At 65.6% G+C, this 20,181-nt stretch carries 15 protein-coding genes; 9 read left to right on the top strand and 6 right to left on the bottom strand.

Annotated elements, in window-relative coordinates; genetic code table 11:
- Positions 1–46 precede the first annotated feature (46 nt).
- From ahcY to P9228_RS02415, 8 genes are all read left to right on the top strand, one after another.
- Complete coding sequence (gene ahcY, locus P9228_RS02450) at positions 47–1,447, top strand: adenosylhomocysteinase (RefSeq protein ID WP_278052180.1); 1,401 nt, start codon at positions 47–49, stop codon at positions 1,445–1,447.
- Positions 1,448–1,635: 188 nt separating this feature from the next.
- A complete protein-coding gene (locus P9228_RS02445; protein ID WP_278052178.1) occupies positions 1,636–4,191 on the top strand; it encodes a PAS domain-containing sensor histidine kinase in 2,556 nt (851 codons plus the stop codon).
- 6 nt (positions 4,192–4,197) lie between these two features.
- On the top strand, positions 4,198–5,709 hold the full coding sequence (gene tsaE, locus P9228_RS02440) for a tRNA (adenosine(37)-N6)-threonylcarbamoyltransferase complex ATPase subunit type 1 TsaE (protein WP_278052176.1): 1,512 nt from the start codon (positions 4,198–4,200) through the stop codon (positions 5,707–5,709).
- The gene (locus P9228_RS02435) at positions 5,706–6,467 is read left to right on the top strand and encodes a nucleotidyltransferase family protein (RefSeq protein ID WP_278052174.1); all 762 of its coding nucleotides are present in this window, start codon (positions 5,706–5,708) and stop codon (positions 6,465–6,467) included. The genes tsaE and P9228_RS02435 overlap by 4 nt, the downstream gene beginning before the upstream one ends.
- 60 nt (positions 6,468–6,527) lie before the next feature.
- On the top strand, positions 6,528–9,647 hold the full coding sequence (addB, locus tag P9228_RS02430) for a double-strand break repair protein AddB (protein ID WP_278052172.1): 3,120 nt from the start codon (positions 6,528–6,530) through the stop codon (positions 9,645–9,647).
- Positions 9,644–13,153, top strand: coding sequence for a double-strand break repair helicase AddA (addA, locus tag P9228_RS02425; protein ID WP_278052170.1), 3,510 nt, complete (start codon positions 9,644–9,646; stop codon positions 13,151–13,153). The genes addB and addA overlap by 4 nt, the downstream gene beginning before the upstream one ends.
- Positions 13,154–13,227: 74 nt before the next feature.
- A complete protein-coding gene (trxA, locus tag P9228_RS02420; RefSeq protein ID WP_041000044.1) occupies positions 13,228–13,551 on the top strand; it encodes a thioredoxin in 324 nt (107 codons plus the stop codon).
- A 130-nt stretch (positions 13,552–13,681) separates the two neighbouring features.
- Positions 13,682–13,963 carry a cupin domain-containing protein gene (locus tag P9228_RS02415; RefSeq protein ID WP_067002933.1) on the top strand — a complete coding sequence of 94 codons (282 nt, stop codon included), beginning with the start codon at positions 13,682–13,684 and terminating at the stop codon, positions 13,961–13,963.
- Positions 13,964–13,981: 18 nt separating this feature from the next.
- Here P9228_RS02415 and P9228_RS02410 read toward each other — a convergent pair whose 3' ends face one another.
- From P9228_RS02410 to P9228_RS02385, 6 genes are all read right to left on the bottom strand, one after another.
- On the bottom strand, positions 13,982–14,401 hold the full coding sequence (locus tag P9228_RS02410; protein WP_095827279.1) for a VOC family protein: 420 nt from the start codon (positions 14,399–14,401) through the stop codon (positions 13,982–13,984).
- Positions 14,402–14,430: 29 nt separating this feature from the next.
- On the bottom strand, positions 14,431–15,756 hold the full coding sequence (locus P9228_RS02405; RefSeq protein ID WP_095827280.1) for a folylpolyglutamate synthase/dihydrofolate synthase family protein: 1,326 nt from the start codon (positions 15,754–15,756) through the stop codon (positions 14,431–14,433).
- A 215-nt stretch (positions 15,757–15,971) separates the two neighbouring features.
- Positions 15,972–16,898, bottom strand: coding sequence for an acetyl-CoA carboxylase, carboxyltransferase subunit beta (gene accD / locus P9228_RS02400; protein WP_095799044.1), 927 nt, complete (start codon positions 16,896–16,898; stop codon positions 15,972–15,974).
- 97 nt (positions 16,899–16,995) lie between these two features.
- Positions 16,996–17,835 (bottom strand): tryptophan synthase subunit alpha, encoded by an 840-nt coding sequence (gene trpA / locus P9228_RS02395; RefSeq protein WP_067002941.1) that lies wholly within the window; start codon positions 17,833–17,835, stop codon positions 16,996–16,998.
- 2 nt (positions 17,836–17,837) lie between these two features.
- The gene (gene trpB / locus P9228_RS02390) at positions 17,838–19,088 is read right to left on the bottom strand and encodes a tryptophan synthase subunit beta (protein ID WP_095831871.1); all 1,251 of its coding nucleotides are present in this window, start codon (positions 19,086–19,088) and stop codon (positions 17,838–17,840) included.
- A gap of 91 nt (positions 19,089–19,179) precedes the next feature.
- Positions 19,180–19,839: a phosphoribosylanthranilate isomerase gene (locus tag P9228_RS02385; RefSeq protein WP_278052873.1), complete on the bottom strand. Its 660-nt coding sequence runs from the start codon at positions 19,837–19,839 to the stop codon at positions 19,180–19,182.
- 110 nt (positions 19,840–19,949) lie between these two features.
- On the opposite strand from P9228_RS02385, the gene P9228_RS02380 reads away from it, so the two are divergent.
- Positions 19,950–20,168 (top strand): hypothetical protein, encoded by a 219-nt coding sequence (locus P9228_RS02380; protein ID WP_067002948.1) that lies wholly within the window; start codon positions 19,950–19,952, stop codon positions 20,166–20,168.
- The last annotated feature ends 13 nt before the right edge of the window (positions 20,169–20,181 follow it).

The raw sequence follows: 20,181 nt of genomic DNA, 5'->3' as shown, positions 1-20,181 counted from the left end.
CCCGGCGCCGGCGCGCTTTTGAAGACAATCACACCGGAGCACTGCCATGACGGGTAGCAAGGACTATGTGGTCGCCGACATTTCGCTTGCCGGCTGGGGCCGCAAGGAGATCGAGATCGCCGAAACCGAGATGCCGGGCCTGATGGCCTGCCGCGAGGAATTCGGCGACAAGAAGCCGCTCAAGGGCGCGCGCATCACCGGCTCGCTGCATATGACGATCCAGACCGCGGTGCTGATCGAGACGCTGAGAGCGCTGGGCGCCGATATACGCTGGGCCTCCTGCAACATCTTCTCCACCCAGGATCACGCCGCCGCGGCGATCGCCGAGGCCGGCATTCCGGTCTTCGCCATCAAGGGCGAGTCGCTGGAGGACTACTGGGATTACACCGACCGGATCTTCCAGTGGGCCGACGGCGGCACGTCCAACATGATCCTCGACGACGGCGGCGACGCCACCATGTACATCCTGCTCGGCGCGCGCGCCGAGGCGGGTGAGGACGTGCTGTCCAGTCCCGGCAGCGAAGAGGAAGAGATCCTGTTCGCCCAGATCAAGAAGCGCATCAAGGCTTCGCCGGGCTTCTTCGCCAAGCAGAAGGAAGCGATCCGCGGCGTCACCGAGGAGACGACCACCGGCGTCAACCGCCTCTACCAGCTGCAGAAGAAAGGCCTGCTGCCCTTCCCGGCGATCAACGTCAACGACTCCGTCACCAAGTCGAAGTTCGACAATAAATACGGCTGCAAGGAATCGCTGGTCGACGGCATCCGCCGCGGCACCGACACGATGATGGCCGGCAAGGTCGCGGTCGTCTGCGGCTATGGCGACGTCGGCAAGGGCTCGTCGGCCTCGCTGCGCGGCGCCGGCGCTCGCGTCAAGGTGACCGAGGTAGACCCGATCTGCGCGCTGCAGGCGGCGATGGACGGCTACGAAGTGGTCACGCTGGAAGACGCAGCCCCCACCGCCGACATCGTCATCACCACCACCGGCAACAAGGACGTCGTCACGCTCGACCATATGCGGGCGATGAAGGACATGGTGATCGTCGGCAACATCGGCCACTTCGACAACGAGATCCAGGTGGCGTCTCTGCGCAACCTGAAATGGACCAACGTCAAGCCGCAGGTGGACATGATCACCTTCCCGGACGGCAAGCGGATGATCCTTCTGTCCGAAGGCCGCCTGCTCAACCTGGGCAACGCCACGGGCCATCCGAGCTTCGTCATGTCGGCTTCGTTCACCAACCAGGTGCTGGCTCAGATCGAGCTCTTCACCAAGCACGGCCAGTACCAGAACCAGGTCTATGTGCTGCCAAAGCACCTCGATGAGAAGGTGGCGCGGCTGCATCTCGACAAGCTTGGCGCGCGCCTCACCGAGCTCTCTTCCGAGCAGGCGGCCTATATCGGCGTGACGCCGCAGGGCCCGTTCAAGCCTGAGCACTACCGCTATTAACCAAAACGAAAATATCTACAACATATTGAAGCCGGGTGTTGACTTTCCGCCCGGCTTCATTTTTTGCACCTGTGATTCTTCACGCCGATTCCGGCAGGCGTTATTGTTGTGATTCGCGGTCCGGGGACAGTTGGGCCGGGGACGCATTCAGGGCGGTCTTGCATTCAAGCGGCGAAGAGGACCAAGACATGCCGGGGGATAACCCGCCACGCGCGGGAAAGGCCGTTTCCGGCGGCCACGAGGATTCGATCTCGACCGGCTCCGCCGCGGCGGGCGGAGCTCTCTCATGGCGTGCCGGCGCCCGTCTCGGCACGCTCCTTGCCACCGCCATGTCTGCCGCCCCATTGCTTAGCATTGCGGCGCATGCCGATACCGGCGTGGCCGCGGCGGTCAGCACGGTCGAGGTGATGCAACTTGCGATGTTTGCCGGCGTCATGGGGGCAGCCCTTGTCTCGGCCATCTTCCTGATCCGCGAGCGGGCACGGACGGCGTCGCAAAATGTCCAGCTCAGGGCGCGAATCGCCGACGTCAACGCGGCCCTGCAGCGCTCCGAGGCGCTGCTCAATTTGCGCGACCAGCGCGTCGTCGTGTGGAGTTCCGAGATCAAGAAACCGGAGCTGATCGGCAGCCTGCCGCTCGAAAGCGGCGCACCGGACGAGCGGTCCGCCTTCCTCGCTTTCGGCCGCTGGCTGATGCCGCGCTCCGCCGCGGCGCTCGAGAACGCCATAGCGGCGCTGCGCGACCAAGCGAAAACTTTCGATCTCGTCATCGAAACGCAAGCGGGCATGCCGCTGGAGGTGCATGGCCGCAAGAGCGCCGCGCATGTCTTGGTCCGCTTCATATCGCTGTCGGAAACGCTGCGCAGCCAGGCCCGGCTGAAGGTCGAGAATCAGCGGCTCAGCGCCGACTACGATACCATGCTGGGCCTGCTCGACGCGCTGAAGATGCCGACATGGCTGCGGGCGGCCGACGGGCGGCTGAAATGGGTCAACCGCGCCTATGCCGAGGCGGTCGAAGCGGAAAGCGCGGAGGCCGCCGTGCGCGAAGCCAAGGAGTTCCTCGGCGGACAGGCGCGCGAGCAGATTGCCGAACAGCACAAGTCGCGCCCCGTCTTCGAGCAGACATTGTCGACGGTCATCGAGGGTGATCGCCACATGTTTTCGGTCACCGACTTTGCGAGCGCCGACGGCTCGGCGGGGCTCGCCTGCGACATCAGCGCCATCGAGACGATCCGCGCCGAATATGAGCGCACCGTGCGCAGCCATGCCGACACGCTCGACCAGCTCAACACGGCGGTGGCGATCTTCGATACGGATGAAAACCTGCGCTTTTTCAACCAGGCATTCCAGAAACTGTGGGGCCTGGACGGCGGCTTCCTGCACAGTGCCCCCTCCAACGCGCTGCTGCTCGACCGGCTGCGCAGCGAAGGCAAGATCGCCGAACAGCCGGAATGGCGGCGCTGGAAGGAGAACCTGCTCGGCGCCTATCGCGCCGTCGAATCGCAGGAGCATTGGTGGCACCTGCCGGACGGCAAGACGATCCGCGTGGTGGCCAACCCGCAGCCCAAGGGCGGCGTCACCTGGGTGTTCGAGAATCTGACCGAGAAGATGGACCTCGAAAGCCGCTACCAGACCGCCGTGCGTGTGCAGGGCGAGACGCTGGACAATCTGGCGGAGGGCGTGGCGGTGTTCGGCCCGGACGGACGGCTACGCCTGTCCAACCCCGCCTTTATCGCGCTGTGGGGGCTGGCGCCGGACGCGATCAAGGCTAACGTGCATGTCTCGGCGATCCGCGACCTTTGCGACCAGCGCGCGGCCGACAGTCCGTGGGGCGGCTTCGTCGCCGCCATCACCGGCTTCGACGACGAACGCCGCGACCGCCACGGCCAGGCGGAACTCGTCAACGGCACGGTGCTGAGCTATGCCGTGATCCACCTTCCCAACGGGCAAGTGATGATGACCTTTGTCGACGTCACCGACACCGTCAATGTCGAGCGGGCGCTGAAGGACAGGAACGAGGCGCTGGAGAAGTCAGACCAGTTGAAGAACGAGTTCGTGCAGCACGTCTCCTACGAACTGCGCTCGCCGCTGACCAACATCATCGGCTTCACCGAACTGCTGTCGCTGCCGACGACGGGACCGCTGACGCCGAAGCAGCGCGAATATGTCGAGCATGTCGGCTCGTCGTCCTCGGTCCTGCTCACCATCGTCAACGACATACTGGATCTTGCGACGGTCGATGCCGGCATCATGCAGCTCGACATTTCCGAGATGAGTATCGACAGGACGATCGCCGCGGCCGCCGAGCTGGTCGCGGACCGGCTGGAGGAGCATCAGATCAAGCTCAAGGTCGACGCTGCATCGGCGCCGAAGAGCTTCCACGGCGACGAGATCCGGGTCCGCCAGATCCTCTACAATCTCTTGAGCAATGCCGCAAATTATGCGCCAGCGGCGAGCACGATCACGCTCGCTTGCCGTCAAATGGCAGACGGCGTCGAATTCTCGGTGCATGACGACGGGCCGGGCATGCCGCCGGACGTGCTGGAATCGGTCTTCCGACGCTTCGAGCCGCGCGCCAATGGCGGCCGCCGACGCGGCGCCGGGTTGGGACTGTCGATCGTCAAGAGCTTCGTCGAATTGCACGGCGGAACGGTGCGTATAGAGACCGGAGCGGACAAGGGCACGACCGTGATCTGCACCTTCCCGGAGACGCCCTCCGGCGGCATCCGCGAAGCGGCCGAGTAACGCGCTTTGGCAGAAACGGTGTTGGAACGATTTCTCGCCGACGAGGCGGCGACCGCAAGGCTTGGCGAAGACCTTGCCATGGCGCTGCGGGCTGGCGACGCAATTGCGCTGAAAGGCGATCTCGGCGCCGGCAAGTCGACGATCGCCCGCGCGCTCATCCGGGCGCTTGCCGACGACGCCGGCCTCGAAGTGCCGAGCCCGACCTTCACGCTGGTGCAGAGCTACGAGACGCGGATACCCGTGCACCATTTCGACCTCTACCGCCTGTCCTCGCCGGACGAGCTCGACGAGCTCGGCCTCGACGACGCGCTGGCGCAGGGCGCGGCACTGATCGAATGGCCGGATCGAGCCGGCGACCAGCTGCCGGCAAATGCGCTCCAGGTCGAGCTTATCGAGCAGGGCGCGGGCCGATCGGCAAGGATTTCCGGACAGGGAGCCGCCTTCGAGTGCGCGGCGCGCTCGCTGGCGATGCGTGATTTCCTGGCCTCGGCCGGCTGGGGCGAAGCGAGCCGCCGTCATTTCGTCGGCGACGCGTCCGCCCGTTCCTACGAGATCGCCTCGCTTCCCGGCCGGGCGCCGCGGGTGCTGATGAACTCGCCGCGCCTGGTGCTCGGACCGCCGGTGCGCGACGGCAAGCCTTACGCCGTGATCGCTCACACCGCACAATCGGTCGCCGCCTTCGTCGCCATCGACCGGGCGCTTCTCGCCGCCGGCGTCAGCGTGCCGCTTATCCATGCGCAGGACCTCGATCAGGGCTTTCTGTTGCTCGAACATCTCGGCTCGGAAGGTTTTTTGGGCGGCGACGGCCAGCCGATCGTCGAGCGCTATGAGGCAGCGGCGGAGCTGCTCGCCATGATGCATGGCAAGGCCTGGCCCGACCGCATGGAGGCCGCGCCGGGCGTGTACCACGACGTTCCGCCCTTTGACCGCGAGGCGATGCTGATCGAAGCCGACCTTCTGGTCGATTGGTATGTGCCGATGGTCACCGGCGAGCCGGCAAGCGATGCATTGCGGGCAGGCTACCACAAGGCATGGAACGCGGTGCTCGACCGGCTCGAGGGCCAGGAATACACGCTGATGCTGCGCGACTTCCATTCGCCCAACATCATCTGGCGGGCAGAGCGTTCCGGCCTCGATCGGCTCGGCATCATCGACGTGCAGGACGCGCTGATCGGCCCGGCGGCTTACGACGTCGCCTCTTTAGCCATGGATGCGCGTGTCACCGTCTCGACCGAGATCGAGCGGCGGACGGTCGAAGCCTATGTCGCGGCGCGGCGTTCGGCCGGCGCCTTCGACGAAGCCGGCTTCGCGGAGGCCTATGCGATCATGGCGGCGCAGCGCAATTCGAAGATCCTGGGCATCTTCGTGCGGCTCGAAAAGCGCGACGGCAAGCCCTACTATCTGAAGCACCTGCCGCGCATCCGCGACTATCTGAGGCGGGCGCTGGCGCACCCGGCGCTTGCCGGCCTGAAGGAATTTTACATGGCCCACGGCCTGCTCGAGGAGCGCTCGCCATGAAGCCGAAGACCGCGATGGTGCTTGCGGCCGGTCTCGGCAAGCGCATGCGGCCGATCACCGACACGATGCCGAAGCCGCTGGTGAAGATCGCCGGCAAGGCCTTGCTCGACTGGGGGTTGGACAGCCTGGAAGCCGCCGGCGTCGCCAGCGCCGTCGTCAACGTTCACTACCTGCCGGAGCAGATCATCGCCCATGTCGCTGGCCGCCGGGCGCCGAAGATCGACATTTCCGACGAGCGCGCGGGCCTGCTGGACTCGGCCGGCGGCATCGTCAAGGCGCTGCCGCTCCTGGGGAGCGAGCCCTTCTACATCATCAATGCCGATACGTTCTGGATCGACAGCGGCGAGCCCAGCCTCGAGCGCCTTGCCCTTGCATGGGACGCCGCCAGAATGGATATTCTGCTGATGCTCACCGATCTCGACTCAGCGATCGGACACTGCGTCGGCACCGATTTCCTCGTGGCGCCGAACGGCGCGCTGCGCCGTTCCAAAGGCGACCCTGCCGGCTTGATCTATGCCGGTGCCGCGATCATCGATCCGCGCATCTTCAAGGATGCGCCCGAAGGCCCGCATTCGATCAACGCCTATTTCGACAAGGCAATCGCCGCCGGCCGCCTGTTCGGCATGAAGATGAGAGGCCGCTGGATCACCGTCGGGACGCCGGACGCCATTCCGGCGGCCGAAGCGGCGGTCACCGGCGCGCCCGCGACCGCATCGGCCCAAAAATCGGGTCCGATTTTTGGAAAGCACGATGCGTAGACTCAAAGAGTTAGATCTTCGTTTGTGCGCCCAAACGGGCGCACAAAGATCTAATGCGGTATGAGCGGCTCGCGCCGCGTCTTTTCCATCCCGTCCGGAGCGCCGTTCCTGCCGACGCTGGCGGAGGCGTTGCTCGAAGGCCGCCTGATCCCAACCTTCCGCTTCGACGGCGAGCCGCTGGCGCTGGCTGACGCGACCATCTATGTGCCGACGCGGCGCGCGGCGCGCGCCCTGCGCGGCGCCTTCGTCGACATGCTCGGCAGACGCTCGGCCATCTTGCCGACGGTGCGGCCGCTCGGCGAGTTCGACGAGGACGAGGCCGCCTTTGACGCCGAGGCGGCACCAGCAATAGACCTCGCACCGCCGATCGCCGCGCAGGAAAGGCTGCTGTTGCTGGCGCCGCTGGTGCGTGCCTGGAAGGAAAGCCTGCCGGCGCACGTCCGGGCGCGCTTCAACGAGGAGTTCGTTGTGCCGACCTCGGCCGCCGACGCCATCTGGCTTTCGCGCGACCTTGCCCGGCTGATGGACGAGATCGAGACCGAGGGGACGGATTGGGCGAAGCTCGCCACGCTGGTCACCGGCAACCTTGCGGGCTGGTGGCAGGTGACGCTCGATTTCCTCGGCATCGTCACCGACAACTGGCCGGAGTTGCTCAAAGAGCGTGACCGCTCCAATCCGGCCGCGCACCGCAGCGCGCTGATCCGGCTGGAAGCGGCGCGGCTGAAGCGCAGTCCGCCGACCGGACCGGTGATCGCCGCCGGTTCGACCGGCTCCATTCCAGCCACGGCCGAGCTGCTTGCCGTGATCGCCGGCTTGCCGAACGGCGCCGTCGTGCTGCCCGGGCTCGACCGCGAGCTCGACGACGCGTCCTTCGCGGCGATAACCGCGCCCGGCGCGCGGCCGGCAACACTTGGTCACCCACAATACGGCCTCGCCAAGCTGATCGGCAGCATTGGCATTGAGCGCCGCGATGTCGAGGAGATCGGCGCTGCGTCAAGACCGCTTGCATTACGCGCCGCCCTTGTCGGCGAGGCGCTGCGGCCGGCCGAGACCACCGAGCTTTGGACGGAGTCGCGGCCGCGTTTCCCGGTCAGCGATGTCGAGCAGGCGCTGGCCGGCCTGACGCTGGTCGAGGCTGCCAATGAGCGCGACGAGGCGGCAGCGATTGCCATTGCGCTTAAGCGCGCAGTGGAAATGCCGGGCAAGCGCGCGGCACTCGTCACCGGCGACCGCGCCCTGGCGCGACGCGTCTCGGCCGAGCTGCTACGCTTCGGCGTCGTCGCTGACGATTCCGGCGGCACGCCGCTAGCCAACACGCCGGCCGCCAGCCTGCTCAGGTTGGCGCTAGGCGCAGCATTCCGGCCAGGCGATCCGGTGGGTCTATTGTCGCTGCTCAAGCATCCGCTGCTTGGCCTCGGTCTCGAACGCCAGAGCGTGCGCAAGGCTGCCGAGCTGATCGAGCTGGTGGCGCTGCGCGGCGGCACCGGCCGGCCGGACGTCGCTTCCCTCGACGCGCTTTTCGAGACGCGGCTCGCGGGCCTTGGCGGCGACAGCCGTCAGCCCTTCTGGTTCCAGCGCCTCACGGTACGCGGTATCGAAGAGGCGCGGGCAGTGCTCAATCGCCTCACCGATGCGCTATCCCCGCTCACGGCGATGCGCGGCGAGAAGGATGCCGATATCGCGACATTGACGCGGGCGAGCGTCGTGGCGTTAGAAGGTCTCGGCCGCGCGGCCGATGACAGCCTGACCAGCCTCTATGCCGGCGACGCCGGCGAGAAGCTAGCCGAGCTTCTGCGCGGGCTGGTTGCCGTGTCATCGCCGTTTATGATCGGTGCGGGCGAATGGCCCGACGTGATGGAGGCGCTGATCGCGCCGGAAACGGTCAAGCCGGCGCACGGCACCGACCGCAACATCGCCATCTGGGGAGCGCTGGAAGCTCGCCTGCAAAGCGTCGACACGCTGGTCATCGGCGGCCTCAATGAAGGGGTCTGGCCGCGCAAGCCCGAGAGCGACCGGTTCATGTCGCGGCTGATGAAGACCGGCATCGATCTCGAGCCGCCGGAGCGGCGCATCGGCCTTGCCGCGCATGATTTCCAGATTGCGATGGGTACTGAAACGGTGGTGCTGACGCGCTCGGCCCGATCCGGCGACGCGCCGGCGGTGCCGTCGCGCTGGCTGCAGCGCATCGTCACCTTCATCGGCAAGGACCAGGCGACGGCAGTTCGCCGGCGCGGCGACGCGCTGCTTGCCTGGGCGCGCGCGCTCGATGCCGGCGACAGGAAGGATTTCGCGTCTCGCCCACAGCCGAAACCGCCGCTGCACCTGCGGCCACAGCATTTCTCGGTCACCGAGATCGAGACGCTGCGCCGCGACCCCTATGCGATCTATGCCAGGCGGATTCTCAGCCTGATGCCACTCGACCCGGTGATCCGCGACCCCGGCGCTGCCGAACGCGGCACGCTGTTCCACGAAATCCTGCATTTGTTCTCGCGAAGGATGGAGGATCCGAGGGCGCCGGGCGCGCTGGCAGCCCTCATCGAGGCCGGTCGCGCGTGCTTTGCCGACGCGGCACTTCCGCCCGATATCGAGGCGGTGTGGTGGCCGCGCTTCGAAAAGCTCGCGGAAAACATCATCGAATGGGAGCATACCCGCGCCGACGCCGTCGCCCGGCGCTATGCGGAGGAACGCGCCGAAAAGACCGTTATCGGCCGCACCGGCATCACGCTTTCGGGCTATGCCGACCGGGTCGACCTTCTCGCCGGCGGCATGGCCGACATCCTCGACTACAAGACCGGTTCCTCGCCTTCGAAGGCGCAGGCGCATACGCTTCTGTCGCCGCAGCTGGCACTCGAGGGCGCGCTGCTTCGGCGGGGCGCCTTCAAGGAGCTCGGCATCTGCGAGCCCTCGCAGCTTGCCTTCGTGCGGCTGAAGCCGAACGGTGAGGTGTTCGAGGAATCGATCCTCGAATACAACCGCAAGCCGAAGACCGCCAACGAGCTTGCCGAGGAAGCGTGGGCGCGGCTGGAAAGGCTGCTGTTCCACTATGCTGACCCGACCACCGGCTATCTGTCACGCGCGCTGCCGTTCCGCGAAGGCGAGGCCGATGGCGACTACGACCATCTGGCGCGCGTGCTGGAATGGTCGGCCGGCGGCGCAAGCGAGGACGAGGCGGAAGGATGAGATATCCGATCCCCTCCGACACCGCCGCCAGCCAGGCGCGCGCTTCCGATCCGCAAAATTCCGCCTGGGTCTCGGCCAATGCCGGCTCGGGCAAGACCCATGTGCTGGCGCAACGCGTCATCCGGCTTCTGCTCAACGGCACCGATCCGTCGAAGATCCTGTGCCTGACCTACACGCGCGCCGCCGCCGCCAACATGTCGAACCGCGTGTTCTCGACGCTGTCGGAATGGACGGCGCTTCCCGACGCCGAGCTCGCGACACGGATAGCCGCGCTCGACGGGCGGTCGGCCGATCGCGATACGATGCGGCGCGCGCGCCGATTGTTTGCCGAGGCGCTGGAAACGCCGGGCGGCCTGAAAATTCAGACCATCCACGCCTTCTGCGAATCGGTGCTGCATCAGTTCCCGCTGGAAGCCAACATCCCGGCGCATTTCGAGATGCTCGACCCGCAGATGGAGGCCTCGCTTTTCGCTGATGCGCGACGCGACATGATCTCGGGTGCCGGCACCGGTGTCGAAGGCCTGGCGGAAGCCTTTGCCACGGTGCTGGAGCGCGGCGGCGAGTTCGGGCTCGACATGCTGCTCTCCGAGATCGTCGGCAAGCGCGACGAACTGCGCGCCTTTATCGAAAAGCTGGGCAAGGACCGGGACTTCCGGCTGCTGTTCGCCGAATTCGGCTTCAACCCCGGCCAGACGGCAGCCGGCATTGCCGCTTCGGTCTGGCCGCTGCCGGGCTTTGCGCCGAGCCAGTTCGCTGAATTCGGGCGCGCCGCCGAAGCCGCCGACGCGCGGCAGGTGCTGAACAACGTGCTGCCCTATGCGCAGACCGCTTTTGCCGAAGCCGATCCGATCAGGCGACTGCGACTGCTCGCCAAGGCATTTCTGCGCTCCGATGGCGACCCTTACGATCCACCGAAGATCTTCAAGAAAGCGCTGGTCGACAGGCTGCCCGACCTGCCCGAGCGCTATCTCGCGGCGGCCAAGGCGATCCTCGATGTATCGGACCGGCTGGGGCTGTTCCGCATGCTCGAAGGCACGGCCGCTGCGCTCACCGTCGCCGGCTGGCTGATCGCCCGCTACGAGCAGCTGAAGCGAAGCCGCGGTTTCCTCGACTTCAACGATTTGATCACCCGCACGGTCAGCCTGCTGTCGCGGCCCGATGCCGGGCCGTGGGTGCAGTTCAAGCTCGACCAGGGCATCGACCATATCCTGCTCGACGAGGCGCAGGACACCAGTCCCGACCAGTGGGAAGTGGTGAAGAAGCTGACGGAAGAATTCTTCGCCGGGCTCGGCCAGCGCGAGACGGTGCGGCGCACGGTGTTCGCCGTCGGCGACGAGAAACAGTCGATCTACTCCTTCCAAGGCGCGGCGCCCGATTCCTTTGCCGAAAGCCGGCTTTTGTTTGCCGGGCGGGTGCGCGACGCGCAGGCTTCGTTTGCCGACCTGAAGCTCACCTGGTCCTTCCGCTCGAGCGACGACGTGCTCGCCGCCGTCGACCGCGTCTTCGCCGAGCCAGGCGTGCGACGCGGCATCAGCCACGATCCCGATCCGCTCAGCCACAAGGCGATCCGCACCGATGCGCCGGGCTATGTCGAGGTGTGGCCTTCGATCGGCGCCGAAATGGTCGAGGAGCCCGATGACTGGACCTTGCCGGTCAACCACGCCAGCGCGCCCGCCGTGCGCGTGGCCGAACATGTGGCAACGACGATCCAGAACTGGCTGCGCAACGGCGAGGCCATCGAAGGCAAAGGCCGCAAGCTGACCGCCGGCGACATCCTGGTGCTGGTGCGCAAGCGCGATCGCTTCGTGCACGCGCTGTCGCGCAGCCTCAAGAACCGGCAGATCCCGGTTGCCGGCGCGGACAGGCTGAGCCTTCCCGGCCATATCGCCGTGCAGGACCTGATCGCGCTCGGCCATTTTTTGATTCAGCCGGAGGACGACTTGTCCCTGGCCGCCGTGCTGCGCAGCCCGATCTTCGAGGTTTCCGAGGAGACGTTGCTCACGCTCGCTGGCGAGCGGCCAAAGGGCCAGTCGCTGATCGCCTCGCTCCGGCAGCATGCCGGAGACGAGGTCTTGGCCGCCGTTGTTAGCCGGCTCGATGGCTGGGCGACTGAGGTGGCGTTCAAGCCGGTGTTTGAATTCTATGCCGCCGCGCTTTCGCGTGACGGCCTGCGCCGCAAGATGACGGCCCGGCTCGGGCCGGAAGCCGGCGACATCCTCGACGAGTTCCTGAGTTTCTGCCTGGCTGAGGAACGTACCGGCCTGCCGGGGCTGGAATCCTTCCTCTCGACGCTGGAAAACAGCGGGCCGGAGATCAAGCGCGAGATGGACCAGACCCGCAACGAGGTGCGCGTCATGACCGTGCACGCCGCCAAGGGCCTGGAGGCGCCGGTCGTCTTCCTGGTCGACGGCGGCTCGGCGCCGTTCAGCGACCAGCACCTGCCGCGGCTGATGGCCTTCGAAAGCTCGGGCGCTGATTGGAAGGGCAAGGGCTATCTCTGGCGCTCGGCGAGTGACGTCGCCAACGGCGTTTCGAAAGCAGCCTCGGCGCGGGCGCGCGCGCTTGCCGACGACGAATACCGGCGGCTGCTCTATGTCGGCATGACGCGCGCCGAGGACCGGCTGATCGTCTGCGGCTATCACGGCAAGCGCGCGCCGAACACCGGCACCTGGCATTCGATTGTCAGCCGGGCACTGCTGGGTGCGCCGGAAAGCGCTGAGCGGCGGCATCCGGCGACACCCGACGTGGCGGTGCATCGCTTCCATATGACCAAGCTGCCGCCGATGGCGCCCAATCAGGCTGAGGAGACGATACCGTTCGATCATGCCGCGCCGCTGGCGGACGACCTGTTCCGGCCGCTCCCGCCCTATGAGGACTTGCCGCGGCCGCTCTCTCCTTCAGGCGCCTCGGCGCTGATCGACGAAGCGACGGAAAACTTGCCCGACTCGCGCTCGCCGGTGCTCGATGCGGAAACCGAACCAGGCTTTGCGGTGATGCGCGGGCTGGCACTGCACAAATTGCTGCAGATGCTGCCCGGCATCGCCGAGGACGAGAGGCGGAGCGCGGCCGAGCGCTATCTGGCGCGCGCCGGCGCCGACTGGCCGGCCGAAGAGCGCGACACGGCGCTGGAAGCCGTGCTTTCCATCCTGTCCGACAGAAGCTTCGGGGCGCTGTTCTCGCCGTCCTCGCGGGCGGAAGTCGCCGTCATGGGCGGCCTGGAGGTAAAGGGCAGGCTGCGCTCGATCTCCGGCAAGATCGATCGGCTGGCCGTCACCGCGGAAACGGTCTCGATCGTCGACTACAAGACCAACCGGCCGGCGCCGGCCAGCCTGGCCGAAGTGCCGCCGGCCTATGTCCTGCAGCTTGCGCTCTACCGCGCGCTGCTTCAGCCGCTCTATCCGGGCCGCACGGTGACGGCCGCGCTGCTGTTCACCGGGGCGCCGCGCCTGATCGAGCTGCCGGCAGCGGCCATGGACGGTGCCCTTGCCCGACTCACGGGAGCGTGACACAAGAACTGCTTGAACATCGCCACCACAGCCACCACATTTGGTGCAACCCGACTTTTCGAAAGGATTTCAGCATGGCCACCGTCAAGGTCGACAAGGGCAATTTCCAGGCCGATGTGCTCAATGCCAAGGAGCCGGTCGTGGTGGATTTCTGGGCCGAGTGGTGCGGTCCGTGCAAGATGATCGCCCCGGCTTTGGAAGACATCGCCAAGGAGCTCGGCTCGAAGGTGAAGGTCGCCAAGCTCAACATCGACGAGAATCCCGAGTTGGCCGCCCAGTACGGCGTGCGCTCGATCCCGACGCTGATGATCTTCAAGGGCGGCGAAGTGGCCGACATGAAGGTGGGTGCGGCGCCGAAGACGGCGCTGTCGCACTGGATCAATGGCAGCCTCGCCTGAGCCAATCCGAATATCAGAAAGATCGAGCCCGGCCATCGCGCCGGGCTTTTTCCTTGGCGCCATCGCTGACGGCGCTCTGGCCCTGACGCTTCGGGCAGCCATCTCCTTTCCTTAAGAAAAGGAGAGTCCCATGACCGGAACAGCCAAGGCCACAGTTCACGTCGACAATGAGCGCGTGATCGTCACCGAATACCGCTTCGCCCCGGGCGCCAACACCGGCTGGCACCGCCATGGCCACGACTATGTCATCGTGCCGCTGATGGACGGCAAGGTGAAGCTGGTGACCAAGGACGGCGAATCCTTCGCGGAGATGAAGCAAGGCGCGCCCTATTTCCGCCGGGAAGGCGTCGAGCACGATGTCATCAACGCCAATGACGGCGAATACGCCTTTATCGAGATCGAGCTGAAATAACCTTCGAGGCAGGCGCCGCTACCAATCGGCGACGCGATCGCCGCCGATGAATTGCGCGCTTTTGTCCGTGTATTCGAACAGCTCGATCTTCACGCCGTTGGGGTCTTTGATCCAGGCCTGCCAGGTGCCGTCGCAAGCGAGCTTCTTCGCCGTGACCTCGACCTCTTGCGACCGGATATGGGTGATCGCGGCGTCCATGTCTTCCACCTCCAGGCAGAAGTGGTTGATCTGGTTCGCCTCGCTGTAGCGGGCTTCGGCCTTCTCGAACACCTCGACATGGCTGCGGCCGCCGCAATCGAGATAGAAACCGAAGATCTTGCCGTCGCGCAGGAAGTTGAACCGCGTGTCCATGCCGAGCACATCCCGGTAGAAGCCGCGCGTCGCCTCAAGGTCATGCGCGAAGATGCAGACGTGGGCCAGCTGGTTCACCTTGATCACGATTGCTCCTCGCGACTGCCTCGGCGCTATCAGGTCGGCGGCGTGCCGTTCTCGTCCAGCACGGCGCCGGCGAAATATAGCGAGCCGCCGATGAGGATGCGCGGCGCCGGACCGTCCCAGCTGTCGCGCAACAGCATAAGCGCATCGGCGACGGAGTTGACCGGCTCGGCCGACAGGCCGGCCTCGGTGGCGCGCAGCGCGAGCTCGTCATTGGGCACGCCGGCATCGCTCTTGCTCACCGGCACCGTGTAGACATGGCGGGCAAGCCCCTTGAAGGCGCTGAAATAGCCGGTCTGGTCCTTGGTGTTGATCATGCCGGCGATGAGGATCAGCGGGCGCGGGTTCTTTTCCTCCTGCTCGGCCAGCGCTTCGGCGATGACGACGCCGGCGCCCGGATTGTGGCCGCCGTCGAGCCAGATCTCGGCGCCCTTTGGGGCAAGCTCAACCAGCCTGCCCTGCGTTAGCTTTTGCATCCGGGCCGGCCACGCGGTGCTGGTCATCGCTTTTTCGGCAGCCCGATGGCTTATCTCGAAGCCGGCGGCCTTGACCGCGGCGATCGCCGCGGCGGCATTGGCGAACTGATGCCGACCGGGCAGGCGCGGCAGCGGCAGGTCCATCAGACCGTCCTCGTCCTGATAGACCATGCGGCCGTTCTCCTCGAAGGCCAGGAAATCCTGACCGTAGACAACGGTCGGGCAATCCAGCCGCTCGGCGGTCTCGATCAGCACCTCCAGCGCGGTCTCGCTTTCCTGCGCGCCGATCACCACCGGGCAGCCGCGCTTCATGATGCCGGCCTTTTCGGCCGCGATCAGCTCAACGCGGTCGCCGAGATAGGCTTCGTGATCCATCGACACCGGCATGATCACCGAGACGGCAGGCCGCGAAATGACATTGGTGGCATCGAAGCGGCCGCCGAGCCCGACCTCGATGATCGCCGCCTCGGCCGGATGCTCGGAAAACAGGATGAAGGTGACGGCGGTGAGGATCTCGAAAACGGTGATCTTCTGGCCTTGATTGGCCTTGGCGACGCGCGCGATGGCCTCGGCAAAGACATCGTCGTCGACCAGCTTGCCGCCGCCCTCGGCGGCCAGCCGGTAGCGCTCGTGCCAGTTTACCAGGTGCGGCGAGGTGTGCACGTGGACGAGATGACCGGCCGCCTCCAGCAGCGCCCGCGAGAAGGCGGCGCAGGAGCCCTTGCCGTTGGTGCCGGCGATGTGGATGACCGGCGGCAGCCGGTCCTGCGGGTTGCCGAGACGCTCGAGCAGGCGGGCGATGCGGTCCAGCGAAAGGTCGAAACCTTTCGGATGAAGCGTCATCAGATGTTCGATTTCACGATCGGCGGCGAGCGTTGTCATGGCGGAATCCTAGAGCATTTGCGGCGAAAGAACAGGATCGCCTTCAATGCCTTTCGTTCGTGTGCAATTCCGGACGCAAAACCGCTACGCACTCTTGCTGGAATTGCTCTGGCGCATGAGCCCGAACCGGGATCGGTTTTGGAAAGGGATCATGCGCAAACAGCTACTGCGCAGCGCAGCTGGCGCAATCGCGGTGGGCGGCAAACGGTGTCGCGTCAGGCCTGCGGCCGGGCTTCGGCGTTGACGACCGCCGGCGGCAGGATCTCAGGCTCCAATGGCTTCTCGGCCACTGGGGTCTTGAGCAGCATCTTCAACAATCGTGCGATGGTCGGGCGCATCTCCAGACGCGAGACCACCATGTCGACCATGCCGTGTTCCATCAGATATTCGGCGCGCTGGAAGCCGTCGGGGAGCTTCTCGCGGATCGTCTGCTCGATGACGCGCGGGCCGGCGAAGCCGATCAGCGCGCCGGGCTCGGCGATGTGAACGTCGCCCAGCATGGCATAGGACGCGGTCACGCCGCCGGTGGTGGGGTTGGTCAGCACCACGATATAGGGCAGGCCGGCTTCCTTCAGCCGGTCGACGCCGACCGTGGTGCGCGGCAATTGCATCAGCGAGAGGATGCCCTCCTGCATGCGGGCGCCGCCCGAGGCGGCGAACAGGATCAGCGGCCGCCTGCGCTGCAAAGCGACCTCGAAGGCATGGACGATGGCCTCGCCCGCGGCCATGCCGAGCGAGCCGCCCATGAAGGCGAAGTCCTGCACGGTAACCACCACCGGCAGACCTTCGATGGTGCCGACTGCGTTAAGAATCGCGTCCTCGAGACTTGTCTTGGCTTTCGCCTCTTTCAGCCGATCGGTGTAGCGCTTCTCATCGCGGAACTTCAGCGGATCCTGCATGACCTTGGGGTTTTCCAGGGTCTCGTATCTGCCGTCGTCGAAGAAGTATTTCAGCCGCTCCTTGGCCGAGATCTTCATATGGTGGCCGGAAGACGGGATGACGAACTGGTTGGATTCGAGGTCCTTGTGGAAGATCATCTCGCCGGTCTCGGGATCCTTGATCCAGAGATTTTCCGGCATGTCGGTGCGCCGGCCGAGCATCGAATTGATCTTCGGTCGAACGTAGTTGGTGATCCAGTTCATCGCTTCGGCTCCTGTCCCGACGAAGAGACGTCCAGCAATTCCAGGAAAAGTGTGTGGCGGTTTTCCGTCCGGAATTGCGTAAAAACAGATAGTCAGACTATTCGGCGGCAGCAAGGCGGGCCGAGCGGACGCCCTGGGCAAGCCCGCTGACCAGCGTGGCGACCGCTTCGGCCGGATCGGCGGTCTTCTCGCCCTTGGGCCCGAGCACATTGGCGACCGCGTTGACAATCGCCGTGCCGACGACGACGCCGTCGGCGGAGGCGCCGATGGTACGCGCCTGCTCGGCGGTCTTGACGCCGAAGCCGACGCAGACCGGCAGCGCGGTGTGACCCTTGATGCGTTTGACCGCCGCCGACACCTTGGCAGTGTCGGCCAAGGCCGAGCCGGTGATGCCCGTCATCGACACGTAGTAGACGAAGCCGGAGGTGTTCTCGAGCACCTTCGGCAGGCGCTTGTCGTCGGTGGTCGGCGTCGCCAGGCGGATGAAATTGATGCCCGCCTTCAGCGCCGGAACGCAGAGCTCCTCGTCCATTTCCGGCGGCAGGTCGACAACGATCAGGCCGTCGATGCCGCTCGCCTTGGCGTCGGCCAGGAAACGATCGACGCCGTAAATGTAGATCGGGTTGTAGTAGCCCATCAGCACGATCGGCGTTTCGTCGTCGCCGGCGCGGAATTCGGACGCCATCTTCAGCGTCTTGACCAGCGTCTGGCCGCCTTTCAGCGCCCTGAGACCCGCCGCCTGAATGGCCGGGCCGTCAGCCATCGGATCGGAGAACGGCATGCCGAGCTCGATGACATCGCTGCCGGCCCCGGGAAGCGCCTTCATGATAGCCAAAGATGTCTCGTAGTCGGGATCGCCGCCCATGAAATAGGTGACCAAAGCCGGACGGCCCTCGGATTTGAGCTTCGCCATGCGGCGGTCGATGCGGGTCGTCATTGTCAGATCTCCATGCCCAGCATCTTGGCCACCGTGTGCACGTCCTTGTCGCCGCGGCCGGACAGGTTGACGATGACGATCTGGTCCTTGTCCATTTTCGGCACGATCTTCATCGCATGCGCGATGGCGTGCGCCGATTCCAGCGCCGGGATGATGCCTTCGACCCGGGTCGTCAGTTGGAAGGCCTCCAGCGCCTCGTCGTCGAGGATCGGCTCATATTCGACGCGGCCCGAATCGCGCAGCCAGGCATGCTCGGGCCCGACGCCCGGATAATCGAGACCGGCCGAGATCGAATGGCCGTCGAGAATCTGGCCGTCCGCATTCTGCAAGAGATAGGTGCGATTGCCGTGCAGCACGCCCGGCGCGCCGGCATTCATCGAGGCGCAGTGCTCGACGCCGTCGAGGCCGCGACCGCCGGCCTCGATGCCGATGATGCGCACATCCTTGTCGTCGAGGAACGGGTGGAACAGGCCAATGGCGTTGGAGCCGCCGCCGACGGCGGCGATGATGACGTCGGGCAGCCGGCCTTCCTGCTCCAGCATCTGGGCGCGCGCTTCCGTGCCGATCACCGACTGGAAGTCGCGCACCAGCTCCGGATAGGGATGCGGGCCGGCGGCGGTGCCGATCAGGTAATAGGTGTCCTCGACATTGGTGACCCAGTCACGCAGCGCTTCGTTCATGGCGTCCTTCAGCGTGCCGTGGCCGGCGGTGACCGGGCGCACCTCGGCGCCGAGCAGCTTCATGCGAAAGACGTTCGGGCTCTGGCGGGCGACGTCGGTGGCACCCATGTAAACCACGCAAGGATAGCCGAAGCGCGCAGCGACCGTGGCGGAAGCGACGCCATGCTGGCCGGCACCGGTCTCGGCGATGATGCGCTTCTTGCCCATGCGCTTGGCGAGCAGGATCTGGCCGAGGCAATTGTTGATCTTGTGCGAGCCGGTGTGGTTCAGGTCCTCGCGCTTGAAATAGACCTTGGCGCCGCCCCCGAGGCCCTTCGCCGAGGAAACCTCCCGAAGATGCCTTGTCAGGCCTTCGGCGAAATAGAGCTTGGACGGTCTACCGGCATAATGGGTCGAAAGGTTCTCCAGCTCCGCCTTGAACTCCGGATCATTCTTGGCCTTGTTCCACTGCTCTTCGAGATCGAGGATCAGCGGCATCAGCGTCTCGGCGACGAAGCGGCCGCCGAAAATGCCGAACATGCCCTGCTCGTCGGGCCCGGTGCGGAAGGAATTGGGCATAGCCGGCCTGTTCATCGCCGATCTCCTGAGTCTTTGCTTCTGAGCACGTCCTTATCGGAAAACCGGTTCCCACTTTTCCGGGACATGCTCGGGTTTGAAAACTTCCTCAGGCGGCGCGGTCGTCGCGCGCGGCCCTGACGGCCCGGAAAAACTGCTCGATCAGCGCCGGTTCCTTGACGCCCGGAGCGCTCTCCACGCCGGAGGAGATGTCTATCCCGGGCGGATTGGCCAGTCTGAGGGCATCGCCGACATTGGCGGCGTTGAGTCCTCCGGAAAGCATGTAATCGAGGCCGGCGTCAAGGCCGGCAAGGATGCGCCAGTCGAAGGCGACGCCATTGCCGCCCGGCAATTGCGATCCCTTGGGCGGCTTGGCGTCGAACATCAAGCGGTCGGCGACGCCGACATAGGGCTTTATCCGCTCGAGATCCGCGGCTTCGCTGACCGACAGCACCTTCATCACCGGCAGGCCGTAGCGGGTCTTGAGCTCGGCCACCTGCACCGGCGTTTCGGAACCATGCAGTTGCAGCATATCCGGCTGCATCCTCGCGACAATATCGTCGAGAAAGTCATCATCCGCATCCACGGTGACGGCAACCGCCTTGGCCTTGCCGATGGCCGCCTGGCGCAGACGGCCAGCCTCGGCCGGATCGACGAAGCGCGGGCTTTTGGCAAAGAAGATGAAGCCGACATGGCTGGCCCCGCCGGCGAGCGCGGCGGCCATCGCGGCGTCGGTCTTCAATCCGCAGATCTTGATGTCGAGCGTCATGGCGCGGGATTGGCACGAAAAGCCGCAAGAGTCGAGAAAAAGCATGCCGTTGCCGGGCCGACGGAAAGCGCTACCTTTCGAGTAGGGACACAGGCGGGAGCAGGAAGATCATGACCGACAAGACCGTCGCCGAACTCCGACAGAAGATCGCGCAGGCGCGCGAGGTGATCGCGCATCTCATGGACAAGTCCGCTTTCAACGGCGCCGAGGCGCACCGGGCGCTCGACTATTTCGGCAGCGACGCGTTCGACCGGAATTTTTTGCCGTGGCCGCATGCGAGTGAGGAAGGGCTGCGGCCGGAGGAACTCAACGCGGCGAATGACGATTGAGCGGCTGCGGTGG

It is taken from the genome of Mesorhizobium sp. WSM4898 (assembly GCF_029625845.1).
Taxonomy (GTDB): Bacteria; Pseudomonadota; Alphaproteobacteria; order Rhizobiales; family Rhizobiaceae; genus Mesorhizobium.
Note: the sequence above shows the minus strand (reverse complement) of the source record. Positions and strands in the feature narration are given on the sequence as shown.

Coding starts and splice junctions, on each gene's coding strand:
- ahcY (WP_278052180.1), top strand. CDS start 47: ATGACGGGTAGCAAGGACTATGTGGTCGCCGACATTTCGCTTGCCGGC.
- P9228_RS02445 (WP_278052178.1), top strand. CDS start 1,636: ATGCCGGGGGATAACCCGCCACGCGCGGGAAAGGCCGTTTCCGGCGGC.
- P9228_RS02435 (WP_278052174.1), top strand. CDS start 5,706: ATGAAGCCGAAGACCGCGATGGTGCTTGCGGCCGGTCTCGGCAAGCGC.
- addB (WP_278052172.1), top strand. CDS start 6,528: ATGAGCGGCTCGCGCCGCGTCTTTTCCATCCCGTCCGGAGCGCCGTTC.
- addA (WP_278052170.1), top strand. CDS start 9,644: ATGAGATATCCGATCCCCTCCGACACCGCCGCCAGCCAGGCGCGCGCT.
- trxA (WP_041000044.1), top strand. CDS start 13,228: ATGGCCACCGTCAAGGTCGACAAGGGCAATTTCCAGGCCGATGTGCTC.
- P9228_RS02415 (WP_067002933.1), top strand. CDS start 13,682: ATGACCGGAACAGCCAAGGCCACAGTTCACGTCGACAATGAGCGCGTG.
- P9228_RS02405 (WP_095827280.1), bottom strand. CDS start 15,756: ATGACAACGCTCGCCGCCGATCGTGAAATCGAACATCTGATGACGCTT.
- accD (WP_095799044.1), bottom strand. CDS start 16,898: ATGAACTGGATCACCAACTACGTTCGACCGAAGATCAATTCGATGCTC.
- trpA (WP_067002941.1), bottom strand. CDS start 17,835: ATGACGACCCGCATCGACCGCCGCATGGCGAAGCTCAAATCCGAGGGC.
- trpB (WP_095831871.1), bottom strand. CDS start 19,088: ATGAACAGGCCGGCTATGCCCAATTCCTTCCGCACCGGGCCCGACGAG.
- P9228_RS02385 (WP_278052873.1), bottom strand. CDS start 19,839: ATGACGCTCGACATCAAGATCTGCGGATTGAAGACCGACGCCGCGATG.
- P9228_RS02380 (WP_067002948.1), top strand. CDS start 19,950: ATGACCGACAAGACCGTCGCCGAACTCCGACAGAAGATCGCGCAGGCG.